Origin of the sequence: Polynucleobacter sp. HIN7 (assembly GCF_030297595.1) — a bacterium.
Taxonomy (GTDB): Bacteria; Pseudomonadota; Gammaproteobacteria; order Burkholderiales; family Burkholderiaceae; genus Polynucleobacter.
Window position 1 is genome coordinate 973,479 of record NZ_AP028138.1, and the last position, 15,445, is coordinate 988,923.

13 protein-coding genes are annotated in these 15,445 nt (G+C 50.1%); 7 read left to right on the plus strand and 6 right to left on the minus strand.

Features of this window, described 5'->3' with window-relative positions; translation table 11 throughout:
• Nucleotides 1-2 precede the first annotated feature (2 nt).
• The 6 genes from QUE64_RS05175 (at nucleotide 3) to QUE64_RS05200 (ending at nucleotide 5,804) form a co-directional block, all read left to right on the plus strand.
• Complete coding sequence (locus QUE64_RS05175) at nucleotides 3-1,817, plus strand: bifunctional chorismate-binding protein/class IV aminotransferase (RefSeq protein WP_286224839.1); 1,815 nt, start codon at nucleotides 3-5, stop codon at nucleotides 1,815-1,817.
• Nucleotides 1,814-2,368, plus strand: coding sequence for an NUDIX hydrolase (locus QUE64_RS05180; RefSeq protein WP_286224840.1), 555 nt, complete (start codon nucleotides 1,814-1,816; stop codon nucleotides 2,366-2,368). The genes QUE64_RS05175 and QUE64_RS05180 overlap by 4 nt, the downstream gene beginning before the upstream one ends.
• Before the next feature lie 15 nt (nucleotides 2,369-2,383).
• Complete coding sequence (aat, locus tag QUE64_RS05185; protein ID WP_286224841.1) at nucleotides 2,384-3,121, plus strand: leucyl/phenylalanyl-tRNA--protein transferase; 738 nt, start codon at nucleotides 2,384-2,386, stop codon at nucleotides 3,119-3,121.
• A complete protein-coding gene (locus QUE64_RS05190) occupies nucleotides 3,118-3,879 on the plus strand; it encodes an arginyltransferase (protein WP_286224842.1) in 762 nt (253 codons plus the stop codon). The genes aat and QUE64_RS05190 overlap by 4 nt, the downstream gene beginning before the upstream one ends.
• The gene (locus tag QUE64_RS05195) at nucleotides 3,872-4,900 is read left to right on the plus strand and encodes a quinone-dependent dihydroorotate dehydrogenase (protein ID WP_286224843.1); all 1,029 of its coding nucleotides are present in this window, start codon (nucleotides 3,872-3,874) and stop codon (nucleotides 4,898-4,900) included. The genes QUE64_RS05190 and QUE64_RS05195 overlap by 8 nt, the downstream gene beginning before the upstream one ends.
• A 97-nt stretch (nucleotides 4,901-4,997) precedes the next feature.
• Entirely contained in the window at nucleotides 4,998-5,804 is an 807-nt protein-coding gene (locus QUE64_RS05200; RefSeq protein ID WP_286223025.1) for an IclR family transcriptional regulator, read from the plus strand.
• A gap of 3 nt (nucleotides 5,805-5,807) precedes the next feature.
• Here QUE64_RS05200 and QUE64_RS05205 read toward each other — a convergent pair whose 3' ends face one another.
• The 3 genes from QUE64_RS05205 to QUE64_RS05215 are packed head-to-tail and all read right to left on the minus strand — an operon-like array spanning nucleotide 5,808 to nucleotide 8,753.
• Nucleotides 5,808-6,905 (minus strand): serine hydrolase, encoded by a 1,098-nt coding sequence (locus tag QUE64_RS05205; RefSeq protein ID WP_286224844.1) that lies wholly within the window; start codon nucleotides 6,903-6,905, stop codon nucleotides 5,808-5,810.
• Nucleotides 6,906-6,948: 43 nt separating this feature from the next.
• Nucleotides 6,949-7,833 carry a DMT family transporter gene (locus tag QUE64_RS05210; protein WP_286224845.1) on the minus strand — a complete coding sequence of 295 codons (885 nt, stop codon included), beginning with the start codon at nucleotides 7,831-7,833 and terminating at the stop codon, nucleotides 6,949-6,951.
• Nucleotides 7,830-8,753: a histone deacetylase family protein gene (locus QUE64_RS05215; RefSeq protein ID WP_286224846.1), complete on the minus strand. Its 924-nt coding sequence runs from the start codon at nucleotides 8,751-8,753 to the stop codon at nucleotides 7,830-7,832. Before QUE64_RS05215 ends, QUE64_RS05210 begins: the two co-directional genes overlap by 4 nt.
• Nucleotides 8,754-8,910: 157 nt before the next feature.
• Between QUE64_RS05215 and QUE64_RS05220 the strand changes: the two genes are divergently transcribed.
• On the plus strand, nucleotides 8,911-9,471 hold the full coding sequence (locus QUE64_RS05220; RefSeq protein WP_286224847.1) for a phasin family protein: 561 nt from the start codon (nucleotides 8,911-8,913) through the stop codon (nucleotides 9,469-9,471).
• An 81-nt stretch (nucleotides 9,472-9,552) separates the two neighbouring features.
• Here QUE64_RS05220 and lpdA read toward each other — a convergent pair whose 3' ends face one another.
• From lpdA to aceE, 3 genes are read right to left on the minus strand one after another with little or no spacing between them, the layout of a single operon-like run.
• Nucleotides 9,553-11,334 carry a dihydrolipoyl dehydrogenase gene (gene lpdA / locus QUE64_RS05225; protein ID WP_286224848.1) on the minus strand — a complete coding sequence of 594 codons (1,782 nt, stop codon included), beginning with the start codon at nucleotides 11,332-11,334 and terminating at the stop codon, nucleotides 9,553-9,555.
• Between the two features lie 9 nt (nucleotides 11,335-11,343).
• Nucleotides 11,344-12,645 carry a dihydrolipoyllysine-residue acetyltransferase gene (gene aceF, locus QUE64_RS05230; protein ID WP_286224849.1) on the minus strand — a complete coding sequence of 434 codons (1,302 nt, stop codon included), beginning with the start codon at nucleotides 12,643-12,645 and terminating at the stop codon, nucleotides 11,344-11,346.
• A 7-nt stretch (nucleotides 12,646-12,652) separates the two neighbouring features.
• Nucleotides 12,653-15,349 carry a pyruvate dehydrogenase (acetyl-transferring), homodimeric type gene (gene aceE / locus QUE64_RS05235; RefSeq protein ID WP_286224850.1) on the minus strand — a complete coding sequence of 899 codons (2,697 nt, stop codon included), beginning with the start codon at nucleotides 15,347-15,349 and terminating at the stop codon, nucleotides 12,653-12,655.
• Nucleotides 15,350-15,445 lie beyond the last annotated feature (96 nt).

Consider the following 15,445-nt stretch of genomic DNA (forward strand, 5'->3'; position numbering starts at 1 on the left):
CAATGCTATTGTTAGACGATGTTGAGAGCAGTCGGGAGCAACCCACCAGTCGACTCTATCAACACGTCCAACACGAGTGGTGTGCCAATCGATTTAATGAGTTAGACACTTGTTTTGATAGTATCGAGACCGCTCTCGGTCGGGGTCAATATGTGGTTGCACTCTTTGCCTATGAGCTTGGTTATTACTGGCAAGGCATTGCGTGTAAGCACCCTGAACCACTGCCTTTACTCAGAGCGTGGTCCTTTGCTGAGGTCAGCAAACTTTCCAAAGAGGCGGTCGATGCGTTTTTACACGAACGCCTAACGATTGAGTCAGCGCCCAGTGGCATCCTCAATCGGCATGACTCAATCAATCACGCACGTTTTACCGAGGATATTGAGCGTATTCAAGCATGGATTGCGGCGGGCGATACCTATCAAATTAATCACTCCTACCGGGTGTATGGCGAGGCCTATGGCTCACCCCTTGCTCTCTATGCGCGCTTGCGAGAGCGGCAACCGGGGCGTTATGGTGCGTTCATTGAAGATGGCCATCAAGTAGTCTTATCGCAATCCCCCGAACTATTTATTCGGCGCTCTGGTGACACCTTAATAGCAGAACCGATGAAGGGCACGGCCGATGCAACATTGGCACAGGCCAGTGAGCTAGCCAATGATCCCAAGAATCAAGCGGAGAACGTCATGATTGTGGATCTCCTGCGTAATGATCTAGGGCGCATTGCACAAACTGGATCGGTTCATGTTCCCGCACTCTTTGAGGTCAAGCAACACGGTCAGGTCTTGCAAATGACCTCAACCGTACAAGCAAAGCCACGAGCTAATCTTCGGATTGAGGATGTGTTGCGAGCTGTGTTCCCATGCGGCTCGGTAACTGGGGCTCCCAAAAAACGCAGTATGGAGATTATTCAAGCGCTGGAGGATCAACCACGCGGCTGGTATTGCGGGGCATTAGGCTGGTTTGATCCCAACGGAGACTTTGCGATGAGTGTGCCAATCCGCACGCTGCAGATGGATCACGACCCACAATCCGACTCATCGTCGTTTGTCTTGGGTGTTGGCGCCGGAATTACCATAGACTCTGATGCTGATACGGAATACCAAGAATGCCAACTCAAGGCATCATTCTTAACGAGCCTGCCAAGCGGTGTAGGGATTTTTGAAACCATCCGCTTTGATCGCGGTAGCGATCTCAACCGAATTGCAAATTGGTCAAAGCATCTCGAGCGCCTATCGAGCTCAGCTCGTGATTTAGGAATTCAATTTGATGATGATGCCTTGCAGAGTATCGTGCGAGCGGCTGCAAGGGATTTGGCGCACGATCACATCCATCGCGTGCGGATTGATTTAAGTGCAGCCGGCCAACTATCACTATCGCATTCCATCATTGAGAAGCTCCCCGGTCCTGTTCAATTATTTTGGGCCCATGAGATTTTGCAAGATCAATACACACCACAGCAACTCACCATGCAGTCGCATAACCCCTTATTGCGTCACAAGGTTAGTGAACGTGTAATCTACGACGCCGCCTGGCACAAGGCAGTTGAGCTGGGTGGCTTTGATGCCTTATTTATGAATGAGCATAGGCACGTCACCGAAGGTGGTCGTACTAGCGTATTGATCCGTGAAGATGTCAATGGTCCATGGCTCACACCACCGCTATCGGCAGGTGTGTTGCCGGGTGTGATGCGATCGGTCATCTTGGCCGATCCAAGCATGAATGTCCGCGAGGCCAACCTGACTATTTCCCAGGTAGCAAATGCTAATGAAATAATGCTATGTAATGCTTTGCGCGGAATGATCCCGGCTCATTTATGAACTACTGCTCCTCCTGCGGCTCCAATGTCCGCCTGCAAATACCGCCTGACGATACTCGCATGCGTCATGTCTGTGCGCAATGCGGTGAGATTCATTATCAGAATCCGCGCAATGTAGTTGGCACCATTCCCATTTGGGAGAATCAAGTTCTACTCTGTCGACGCGCGATTGCACCACGACATGGTTACTGGACTCTGCCAGCAGGCTTTCTAGAGGTTGGTGAGAGTACTGAACACGGCGCTGCCCGCGAGACCCTTGAGGAGGCAGGCGCGTATGTTGATATTGGCCCCCTCTTCTCACTTCTGAATGTGGCGCATGTTGAGCAAGTCCACCTCTTTTATTTAGCGCAGATGCGCACACCCCACTTTGAAGCGGGTATCGAGAGTTTAGAGGTCGGCTTATTTACCGAAGCACAAATCCCCTGGTCGGAGCTTGCCTTTCCGACCGTGAAGCAGACCTTGCAATGGTATTTTGAGGATCTCCGTAGCGGTGGGATCTTGCAAGGCCGCACGCGCTCGCGTGATATTTTGCCCGGTGAGCGCATTGAGTAAATTGCATCACTGATCATGAGTACCATCCCATGGCTTGGCCCAAGCGATCCATTCCCTAACCCACTCACCCAGCCTGATCCTGACCCAGAGGTGCCGGGATTGCTCGCAGTGAGTGAACGGATCTATCCTGGACAGTTAGAGCGTGCTTACCGCAGCGGTATTTTCCCCTGGTACTCCGATCATCAGCCCGTCTTGTGGTGGTCACCTGACCCGCGCATGACTCTCAGGCCCGCGAATCTCAAAATTAGTCAGTCATTACGTAAAACAATCCGCGCATGCTTGGATGATCCAAATATGACATTGCAGGTTGATCATGATTTTCCGGGGGTAATGCGCGCCTGCGCCACCACCGAGCGCCAAGGCCAAGATGGTACCTGGATTACGCATGAGATCATGGATGCATACACAGCATTGCATGATCAAGGGCATGCTCATTGCATCACCGTGGAGCAGAATCAGCACGCCATTGGTGGCCTATATTGCGTCTCTTTTGGGGCGATGGTGTTTGGCGAGTCGATGTTTTCTAGGGTTCGGGACTCGTCTAAGCTTGCTTTAGCAGCCTTGTGCGCATGGTGCTACGATCATGGAGTGACTTTCATTGATTGCCAACAAGAAACCGCCCATCTTCGCTCTTTGGGTGCCTTGCCGATTAGCCGCTCTGAGTTTTTAGGGCATATCGAGCGTGCGGTATCCACCCCAATCCAAGAAAAATGGGTAATGGATAAGTTCATTCTAGAGAGATACCTGCGATGAGCCGTGTCCATGAACTACCGATTACGGCAATCCAGTTTTATGCCACAGCACCCTATCCGTGTAGCTACATTCCCAACCAAATTGCTCGCTCGCAAGTTGCCACCCCTACGCATTCCATCGGCGCCGATGTTTATAGCAATTTAGTGAATGCGGGTTTTCGTCGCAGCGGCTCTTATACCTATCGACCCTATTGCGATCATTGCAAGGCCTGTATCGCAACACGTATTCCAGTAGCCTCCTTTACTCCTAATCGCAGTCAACGCCGCGCTTGGCAAAAACACGCCGGATTGCAGACTCAGGTCTTAAGCCTTGCGTTTACTGACGAGCACTACCAACTCTATCAGCAGTATCAATCAACCCGTCATCACTCCAGCTTGATGGAGCACGACAATCAAGAGCAATACACACAGTTCTTATTGCAAAGCCGAGTTAACTCGCGCATGGTAGAGTTTCGGGATGGTCCGAATGATCCACATCCCGGGCGGTTGCGGATGGTGAGCATGATTGATGTCTTGGAGCAAGGCATTTCCTCGGTCTACACCTTTTATGATTCCAGTCAAGCAGGTACGAGCTATGGCACCTATAGTGTCTTGTGGCAGATTGATCAGGTTCAAAAACTGGGTCTACCCTATTTATATTTGGGCTACTACATTGCACAAAGCCCTAAAATGTCATACAAGATTAAATTTCAACCACTGGAAGGATTGATCAACGATCAGTGGCAACCCTTGTTGCCGCATCAGCTTACTGATGATTAATACCTACCCGCTTGTTCGTCCCCTGCTGTTCTCAATGGACCCCGAAGAGGCTCATGACTTCTCCTTCGCACAACTAGATCGCTTAGAGCGCTGCGGACTTCTGAAAGCCTTAATTGGCAAACCCATCATCAAGCCGGTTGAGCTCTGCGGTTTACGATTTCGTAATCCAGTGGGTTTGGCTGCCGGTTTAGATAAAGATGGCAAACATATTGACGCACTTGCAAGCCTTGGATTTGGGTTCTTAGAAATTGGCACCGTGACCCCCTTACCACAACCAGGTAATCCCAAGCCGCGCATGTTTCGTCTGCCAAGTGCAAACGCCTTAATTAATCGCATGGGCTTTAATAATGATGGAGTTGATGCCTGTATTGAACGTGTCAAACGCTCTCGGTTTTACCAAGAGGGTGGCGTGATTGGTCTCAATATTGGTAAGAACGCCAGCACTCCGATCGAAGATGCTGCTAATGACTACGTGACCTGCATGCGCAAGGTGTATCCAGTGGCAAGCTACATCACGGCTAACATCTCATCACCAAATACCAAAAACTTGCGCGATCTTCAGGGTGAAACGATGTTGCGCCAGTTATTACAAGCGCTTCACCAAACCCGTCAAGATTTAAGTAATCAGTTAGGCGTGCGTAAGCCACTCTTTCTTAAAATTGCACCGGATCTTGAGGCCGCTGATCTTAGGCTGATTGCCGAGCTCTTAATGGAGTTTGAGATCGATGCGGTGATTGCTACGAATACCACTATTGCACGCACCGGTGTAGAGGAGCTCGAGCATGGTCATGAAACTGGGGGTCTCTCAGGGTCGCCTGTTTTGGCTCGCTCCAATCAAACGATTTATGATTTATTTCAGGTGCTTCATAACCGTATACCCATTATTGGGGTTGGCGGCATACTGTCTGGCGAGAACGTCAAACAGAAACTCGATGCAGGCGCTAGTATGGTGCAAATTTATACGGGGCTCATCTATCAAGGACCTAAACTCATTGCAGATTGCGTCCGGGCCTTTCCATAAACATTTCATTCGCTTCTCAGTTGTTGAATTGCCTGTGTTGATTTACTATTAGATTTCACAATACGCAACGCTGTAAAAACTCATTACAATCATCAATATGGATAGCAAGGCAACCAAAAACTCCGGTGATGTTGGCAAGACGGCAATTCAGGTCGTTGAGCGCATGATGAACCTGCTTGATTGTTTGGCCGATCAGGAAGAAGCGAGTAGCCTCAAACTGCTCTCTCAAAAAACCGGATTACATCCTTCTACGGCGCACCGCATTCTCAACGACATGGTTGCCTGTCGCTTAGTCGAGCGTGGTGATGGTGGAACTTATAAATTAGGCTTACGGCTCTTAGAGCTTGGTAATTTGGTCAAAGAGCGTCTATCCGTTCGAGAAGCTGCTCAACTGCCTATGCGAGCCCTTCATAAGCTGACCGGGGAAACCGTCAATCTCTCTGTTCGTCAGGGTGATGAAATTGTCTATGTCGACCGTGCCTATAGTGAACGCTCTGGGATGCAAGTGGTGCGCGCCATTGGTGGTCGTGCCCCATTACATCTCACCTCCGTTGGTAAATTATTCTTGGCGGTCGATGACCCCAATCAAGTACGCGCCTATGCTACCCGAACGGGTCTTGCCGGCCATACGCGCAACAGCATCACACAGTTAGCGAAGCTTGAGAGTGAGCTTGGTAGTGTTCGTCACGTGGGCCACTCACGGGATAACGAAGAGCTTGAGCTCGGAGTGAGTTGCCTCGCGGCTGGCATTTTGGATGACACGGGTAAGTTAGTGGCAGGTCTATCACTGAGCTCACCAACCGATCGCATGCAACCCGATTGGCTCAAGGCCTTACAAGAAACTGCGCTACAGATTTCTAAGGGTCTGGGATATAAACCCCAAACCAGCTCTAAAACCGACTAGTCTCTACATTGTCAGGCGGCGAATCGGCTTGGGCTCACCAGGCTGATAACTTTCAATCCAGTCTCGTACCCGAACGGCATCCGCAAAGCGCGATTGGGTTCCAACCGAATCCAAGAACACGAGCAGTATGGGTAGGCCGTTTACTTTGGCTTGCATCACTAAGCACTTACCGGCCGCACTAATGAACCCCGTTTTTTGCAAGCCGATTTCCATATCACCCGCGCGCACCAGTCGGTTGGTATTTAAGAATACCTGTGGGCGTTTATTAATGACCAAGGTCGTATCGGGCCAGACTGAGAACTCCCGAATCAATTTGTAGTTATAAGAAGCAACCAACATTCTGGCTAAATCCTCAGCGGTCGATACATTGGTCGCCAATAAACCGGTTGGATCGGTAAAGTTGGAATGGGTCATTCCCAAAGAATAGGCTTTGTGATTCATGGCCTCGACGAAGGCCTTCGCACCGCCTGGATAATTGCGAGCCAATAAATACGAGGCGCGGTTCTCTGAAGACATCAACGCCAGGAGGAGCGCTTCCTCACGGGTTAACTTGGTCCCCAAAGACAAGCGAGATTTAGCATAAATCTTCACATCCTCTTGGGTAATCGTGAGAACTTCGTTCAGTGGTGCGTTGGAATCAAGCACCACCATCGCGGTCATGAGTTTAGTAATGGATGCAATAGGCAAGCTGACATCTGGATTTTTCTCAAAGAGGATATCTTTAGAGTGCTGATCCACTACCATCGCCACACTCGACTTGAGATTGAGATCATCGGGTTGGTTTCGTAACCCCATGGCAGTTGCAAATGATGGACGACCAGAGGCCTGGGGGGGATTCTTGGGGCGATTGACCGTGGTTCGAACCTGCTTCGAATTAGCAGACTTGGGCTTTTGAGCCGCCGTCGACTTGTTTCCCTGGACGCTCTGTTTCGGCTTGTTCGCTTGAGAACTATTTGAAGACTGCGCCAAGGCTGGCTCAGTAACACCAAGAGTAATGCTAAGAATGCCAAGGAAAAGAATCTGGAGGGGGCGTCGGGCCCTTGTCTGCTGTTCAGACAAATGACGAGTAACTGAATTAATAAACGCTTGAATCAATCTCAATATAAATCCCAGAATTCAGTACAGTTACATAATAATAACTGGATTAGCGCTTGGCTGGTATTTTTCCTTGGTAGTTGACCAAGATCACCGCGGTCATCGTTAGCAATAGCCCCGCTAGCATCATGAGAGTCAGGGGTTCGTCAAATAGTATCCAGGCCATCAACGCTGTGGTGGGTGGTGTTAGATATAAAAGACTCGTAACCTTGGTGGCAGCACCCTTACGAATCAAAATAAACAATAAACTAATTGCACCAATCGAGGTGGGCAAAATGCCCCAGAGCAAGGCCCCAATCACTGGCGTATTCCAGATAATCTCACGGGTCTCAAAGAGCAAGGCAACAATCAAGCATAAGAGAGCTGAGATCGAAAACTGAATCATCGATCCAGCCCGAAGATCAAAATCTGGGCAGTATTTTTTCTGGTAAAGCGTACCAAAGGTAATGGCAAATAAGGCGGCAATCGCAAAACCATAGGCACTGATTGGAATATCCAAAAAGCTGGTTTTATCAGCCACCACCAAAGCCACACCACCAATGCCCAAAACCAAACCAAGCCATTGGCGATAGTTAACCCGCTCGGCAACCCATGACGCACTCCACGCCGTTAAGATGGGTTGCAATCCCACAATCAATGCGATCAGTCCAGCGGTCATCCCCAAACGCACCGCACTCCATACCCCCATGACATAGCCAAATTGCAATAGCACTCCAGCGACTGCAATATGGATGGTCTGGCTGCGGTTGGGCCAGATGGGTTTCCAGAACAAAATGATGAGACCCATCACGAGCAATACGCCAGTAAAGCGTAAGAATAAAAATGTGGCGGGCTCCATGTATGGCATACCAAAGCGCGCAATGATGAAGCCCGTACTCCAGATAAATACAAATAATGGCGCGGCAAATGCCTCGATTGGAGTGGCTGACTTCATGAAGAGGGTCGAGATTTGGAGGTTCTCATTTTATGCTGATGCGCACTTGCAATTTGGATCGTTTGATAATGAATCTGCACGGTATCCTCAATTGGATTAGCGTACCCTCCTGCCATCGCAATGGCGATGGAGATACCCCGCTCTCCCACAAATGCCATGACGCGCTGATCACGTAGCGCTAGTCCCTCTTTTGTGAGTCTTAGGCGTCCCAAGCGATCACCCTCAAAAGGATCGGCACCGGCCAAGTAAATCAGAAATTCAATGTCATGTTTTGCAAGAAACTCGAGGGCCTGTTCGACAGCCTCTAGATAGATGGTGTCGCCACTACCGTCGGCTAAGGCAATATCCAGATCACTGTTCGTTTTTGCGAATGGATAGTTTTTCTCACCATGGATCGAGACCGTGCAAATCGCAGGATCATGTTGCAAAATCGCTGCCGTGCCATCGCCTTGATGAACATCGAGATCCAGAATGCCGACTCTTTGAGGACCGATTGGGTACTTCATCAGCATCCGCGCCGCAATCGCGGCATCGTTGAAAACGCAAAAGCCCGAGCCCTTGTTACGGTAGGCGTGATGGGTACCACCCGCTAGATTGACTGCGACACCCTCCTCGATAGCAGATTGACAAGCGGCAATCGTGGCACCCACCGAGCGGCGGGAACGCTCCACCATTTTCTCTGACCAAGGAAATCCGATTTCTTTCTGCTCTGCCTCGCTCAGGGTTCCACTAATCACCCGTTGCAGGTAGGAAGCGTCATGGGCTAAGAGCAGTTCTGTATCACTTGCCCTGGGTGCCTCAAGTAATTGAGCGTCTGGAAGATCAACAACCAAATCTCGCAGCATCTTGTACTTCGCCATCGGAAACCGATGCCCCGCGGGCAAGGGTAATACAAAGTGATCGCTGTAGTAGGCTTTCAAGGAATCTAAGGTTTATTGTATAAGTTACTGATTATATTGAATTATTAATATTAACCTTACGGCTAATATTTTTTGTTGCGACGCAACAAATCTTCTCCTATAATCAAAGGTAAGATGACTATAACCAGTCTCCCCCATTTAATTAAAGGAGTTCATCATGAACCTAACCCCAGAACAAATTGCGGCCGCCCAAAAGGCTAATCTGGAGACCCTTGCCGGTCTTACCAATCAAGCCCTCAAAAGCGTTGAGAAACTCGTTGAACTCAATATGCAAATCGCCAAGAATAGTTTGAGCGAGAGCATGAGCAATGCCAAGAAAGCACTAGAAGTACGCGATGTTCAACAACTCATTACCCAGCAAGCTGAAATGATTCAGCCAATGGCTGAGCGCATGATGAACTACGGTCGTGATCTCTATGAGATTGCACAAGATAGCTCCCATGCGTTTACCAAAACGGCAGAGGCAGAGTTCGCTGCTAACCAGAAAAAATTGCAATCCATGGTTGATGAGTGGACCAAAAATGCTCCCGCCGGGTCAGATGCTGCCGTGCAAATGATGAAGCAAGCAATCGCGGCAGCAAACAACAGCTATGAGACCAGCCAAAAGGCTATCAAGCACGCGATGGAAGTGGCGCAAGCCAATATGCAAAATGCAGCAGATACTGTGACCAAAGCGGCTAGTAAAGCAGCAAAAGCCTCGAAGAAGTCTTCTGAGTAATTTATAGAACGATTGAAGTTGAAACCCCGCTGCGGCGGGGTTTTTTCTTGGGGCCCAGGATTCGTAAATCGTTTATATGCGCTATTTCTTCTTGGCGGGTGGCAAATCGGTACACGATCCATGATGTGCTTCTGCTGCCAATCCCACGGACTCCCCTAGGGTTGGATGCGGATGAATAGTCTTACCAATATCAACCGAATCGGCTCCCATCTCAATGGCTAAGCACACCTCACCAATGAGGTCACCCGCATTGGTTCCCACAATGCCTCCACCAATAATGCGATGGGTGTTGGCATCGAAGAGCAATTTAGTAAAGCCTTCGTCGCGACCATTGGCAATTGCTCGTCCACTAGCTGCCCATGGGAATAAACCTTTCTCATAGGCAATGCCTTGTGCCTTGCATTGCTCTTCAGTCAGCCCTGCCCAAGCAACCTCGGGATCGGTATAGGCTACCGACGGAATTTGCTTCGCATCAAAGTAGGATTTCTGACCAGCTGCTGCTTCAGCTGCTACATGGCCTTCATGAACGGCCTTGTGCGCCAACATGGGTTGCCCAACGATGTCGCCAATCGCAAAGATATTGGCTACATTGGTTCGCATTTGTGCATCTACGGGAATAAATCCGCGCTCGTCAACCTGCACACCGGCAGCACCTGCATCAATCTTCTTACCATTGGGGGTACGCCCTACTGCTACCAACACGAGGTCGTAGCGTTGTGGACTGCCTGGTGACTTCTCACCCTCAAAATAAACCTCAATGCCATCCGGCTTGGCTTCTGCACGAACCGCCCGAGTTTTGAGCATGATGTGATCAAAGCGATGCGAGTTCATTTTTTCCCAAACGCGCTCGAGGTCACGATCAGCCCCAGCCATCAAACCATCCATCATCTCCACAATATCGATGCGAGAGCCGAGTGCGCTATAGACGGTGGCCATCTCTAAACCAATAATGCCACCACCAATGACCAGCATCCGCTTTGGAATACTCTTTAATAGCAATGCGCCCGTACTATCCACCACCCGGGGGTCTTTAGGCATAAAGGGCAAGGCAATGGGTTGACTACCAGCGGCAATAATGGCTTTCTGAAAACGGATCACCTCTTTCTGACCCGATAGATCTTGTCCACTACCTGTGCATAGATCCACTTCAACGTGATGAGCATCCAGAAAACGTCCCAGACCTCTGACGACATTGGCCTTGCGCATCTTAGCCATACCCGCTAGACCACCAGTTAATTTAGCAATCACGCCCTCTTTGTGTTGGCGCAATTGATCGAGATTAATTTTGGGAGGAGCAAATTCAATGCCATGCTTAGCCATGTGCTTCACCTCATCCATCACCGCTGCGGTGTGCAAGAGTGCTTTGGATGGAATGCAGCCCACATTGAGGCAAACGCCACCGAGGGTTGGGTAGCGCTCGACCAAAATGACATTCGCACCAAGATCTGCACTCCGAAATGCGGCACTATAGCCACCGGGGCCGGCACCTAAGACAAGTACTTCGCATTCATGCTGTACCTTACCCTGATACGCGCCAGCGGGAACTGGAATGGCTGCAGGCGGTGCTGGTGGTACTGGTGGTGCAGATGATTTTGTAGTCGCTGGAGTAACTGATGATGCTGTACCCGATACTTCAAGCTGCCCAATCACCGAACCTTTACTTACCTTGTCACCCACTTTCACCGCAAGACTAGTGACGACACCCGCTTGATCCGCGGGGACCTCCATCGTGGCCTTGTCGGACTCCAGAACAATCAGTGGCTGCTCTTTCTCAATTGCATCACCAACTTTCACCAAAACCTCAATGACCGGTACATCAGAGTAATCGCCAATATCAGGCACTACGATCGCATGTTGACTCATCACCTTCTCCTACAAAACAGCGCGACGGAAGTCGGCGAGTAACTGCGAAATGTAAACATTAAAGCGCGTCGCTAACGCCCCATCAATTACTCGGTGATCCGCTGTGAGTGATAGTGGGCAGATTAATCGCGGCACAAAGGCTTTGCCATCCCAAACGGGTTTCATGGCAGCTTTACTAACGCCCAGAATCGCTACCTCAGGAGCATTAATGATGGGCGCAAAGTATGTACCACCAATGCCACCCAAGGATGAAATCGTGAAACTGGCTCCTTGCATTTGCTCGGGCTTTAACTTGCCCTCACGTGCAAGCGCTGCGAGTTCTGCGGTCTCTCTGGCAATCTCGAAGATCCCTTTTTGATCCGCATTGCGAATCACTGGCACAACCAGACCATTGGGGGTATCGGCTGCGAAGGCAATATGGAAATACTTTTTGAGAACGAGATCATCACCATCGAGTGAGGCATTGAACTCAGGGTACTTCTTCAATGCGGCAACCGAAGCCTTAATCAAGAATGCAAGCATCGTAATTTTGCTGCCCTGCTTCTCATTCTCTTTATTGGTCTGAACTCTAAATGCCTCAAGGTCGGTAATATCCGCATCCTCATGATAAGTAACCGCCGGAATCATCACCCAGTTACGTGCCAAATTAGCAGCTGAGAGTTTCTTGATTCGGGAGAGCGGTTGACGCTCGGTCTCACCAAATTTACTGAAGTCAACCTTAGGCCATGGCAAGAGATTGAGGCCTCCTAAACTGCCGCCTGGGTTTTGACTTGCTGGCGCACTCGCACCGGTCATCACGGATTTAACAAACGCTTGCACATCCTCTTGTGAAATCCGCCCTTTGGGGCCTGTGCCTTTGACCTGCGCAATCGTTACGCCCAACTCACGGGCAAACTTACGAACCGATGGGCTGGCATGGCTTGCGCCATCAATTGAGCTTACTGGCTCAGCTCGCACAGGAGTTGCGGCAGGTATTGGTGCTGGTGGGGGTGTTGGTGTGGATGCTGAGACAACCGGCGCAACTTGGGCTGGCGGAGCTGCAGGGGCAGCGGGCGCAGACGCACTCGCATCGCTTGGTTCCAGCAAGAGAACGACGCCGCCTTCTGAGATGTTATCTCCCACTTTGACCTTCACCTCTTTCACCACTCCTGCGTGGGAGGATGGCACATCCATGGTCGCTTTATCAGACTCGAGCGTGATGAGGGATTGTTCTTTCTCAACGCGATCACCTGGTTTGACATGCACCTCGATGACCGGCACATCCTGATAGTCCCCAATATCAGGAACTTTGATTTCAAGTAATTGACTCATGATGGCCTTACATCTTCATGGGGTTGGGTTTATTGGGATCAATTTGGTACTTCGTAATCGCTTGTGCAACCTTACTGCGATCAATCTTCCCATCATCGGCCAAGGACTTCAGTGCAGCAACCGCAACCCAGCGACGATCCACCTCAAAGAAGTGACGCAGTTGCTCGCGTGTATCGGAGCGACCAAAGCCATCGGTTCCCAACACCTCATAACGACGACCCAGGTTCTGAATCGCTGGGCGTATTTGCTCTGCAAACATACGCATGTAGTCGGTGGCAGCAATGACTGGACCCTGATGATCTTTCAGTAAGCGCTCGACATGCGATAACTTCGGTGTGGCAGTTGGGTTAAGTAGATTGCTGCGGTTGGTTTGATTCCAATCCCGCCCAAGTTCGTTCATACTGGGGCAACCCCATAGATCCGAAGCAATTCCCCAATCCTGGTTTAATAGTTCTGCAGCAGCAATCACTTCGCGGAAGATCGTGCCACTACCGAGTAATTGAACGCGTAATGGATTTTTTGCGTCACCCATCGACTGCAACTTGTACATTCCCTTAATAATGTCTTGCTCAGCACCCTGAGGCATCGCTGGGTGAGCATAGTTCTCATTCATTAAGGTGATGTAGTAATAGATATCCTCTTGCTCGGTCAGCATGCGACGCATACCATCCTGAATCACAACCGCTAACTCAAACGCAAAGGTGGGGTCATAGCTCACGCAGTTCGGCACGGCTGCCGCCCAGATCTGACTATGGCCATCCTCGTGTTGCAAGCCTTCACCGTTCAGAGTCGTGCGACCGGCAGTACCACCAAGAAGGAAACCGCGACTGCGCATATCCCCAGCAGCCCATGCTAAATCACCAATGCGTTGGAAGCCGAACATCGAATAGAAGATGTAGAACGGTAACATCGGCACGCCGTGGGTGGAATATGATGTCGCGGCTGCAATCCAGTCACACATGCCACCGGCCTCGTTAATACCCTCTTGCAGAATTTGTCCGGCCTTATCTTCTTTGTAGAACATCAACTGATCGTGATCTTCTGGGGTGTAAAGCTGTCCTAACTGATTCCAGATACCAAGTTGGCGGAACATACCTTCCATACCAAAGGTACGTGACTCGTCAGGCACGATCGGTACAACTCGGCGACCAATGGTCTTGTCGCGCACCACCGTATTGAGTAAACGCACAAAGGCCATGGTGGTTGAGATCTCACGGCCTTCAGTCGTTGCTTCTAAAAGAGGCGCGAAGGCATCCAAAGCAGGCACTGGTAAGCTCTCAGCTTTTGTGCGGCGCTGTGGCAGATAACCACCTAACTCCATGCGACGTGAGCGCATATATTCCAGTTCGGGGCTGCCCTCTGGGAACTTCACAAAGGGCATATCAGCCAATTGTTCATCGCTTACCGGAATCTCAAAGCGATCCCTAAAGCGCACCACATCGTCATGACTCATCTTCTTCGCTTGGTGAGCAATATTCATGCCCTCACCCGAGCCACCCATGCCATAACCTTTAATGGTTTTTGCCAAAATCACTGTTGGTTGACCACGATGGTTCACAGCCGAATGAAACGCGGCGTAGACTTTATGGGGATCATGGCCACCGCGATTGAGGTTCCAAATATCCTCATCACTCCAGTCGGCCACTAAGGCTTTTAGTTCCGGAGTATTAAATACCTTCTCACGGACATAGGCACCATTTTTGGCTTTCATGGTCTGGTACTCACCATCTACAATCTCACCCAAGCGCTGCATCAAGATGCCATTCTTATCGCGGGCAAAGAGTGCGTCCCAATGACCACCCCAAACCACTTTAATGACATTCCAACCAGCGCCTCGGAACTCGCTCTCTAGCTCCTGAATAATCTTGCCATTACCACGAACCGGCCCATCAAGGCGCTGTAGGTTGCAGTTCACCACAAAAATGAGGTTGTCGAGTTTCTCGCGGCCCGCCATACCAATAGCACCGAGCGACTCGGGTTCATCGGTTTCACCATCGCCCAAGAAGGCCCACACTTTGCGACCTTCGGTCTTCGCAAAACCGCGATCCTCGAGGTAACGCATAAAGCGTGCTTGATAAATAGCCATGATGGGACCAAGGCCCATCGATACCGTGGGGAACTGCCAGAAATCAGGCATTAGCCAAGGATGGGGGTAGCTTGAAATGCCTTTGCCATCCACCTCTTGGCGGAAATTATTAAGCTGCTCATCGCTTAGGCGTCCCAACATATAGGCACGAGCGTATACACCGGGCGCCGAGTGTCCTTGGACGAAGATTAAATCGCCGCCATGTTGTTCGGACGGCGCATGCCAGAAGTGGTTGTATCCAACGTCATATAAGGTAGCAGCCGATTGGAAGGAAGAAATATGCCCGCCAACGTTTGTGTTCTTGTTGGCGCGCAATACCATCGCCATGGCATTCCACCGAGTAAAGGATCGAATCCGATGTTCAATATTTTGATCCCCTGGAATCCGCGCTTGGATCTCTACTGGAATCGTATTGATATACGGTGTTTCTGCATGAAAGGGTTGATCAACACCATTCACACGCGCATGCGCGATTTGCTGATCAATCAGATACGCAGCACGATCGGTGCCCTCATGCTTGATCACGCCATCGAGTGCTTCTAACCACTCTTTGGTTTCAACTGGATCAACATCCATTGGATTCATTTGACCTGCCACTTGCTCGGGTACAGCTGCCATGGTTTGCCTCCGTTTTAATCTGTGACGAGGGATTGTGTCCCTCTATGGCTAATATTCTAAGAATAGGTGACGATTGTGACAATTAATTTTCCACAT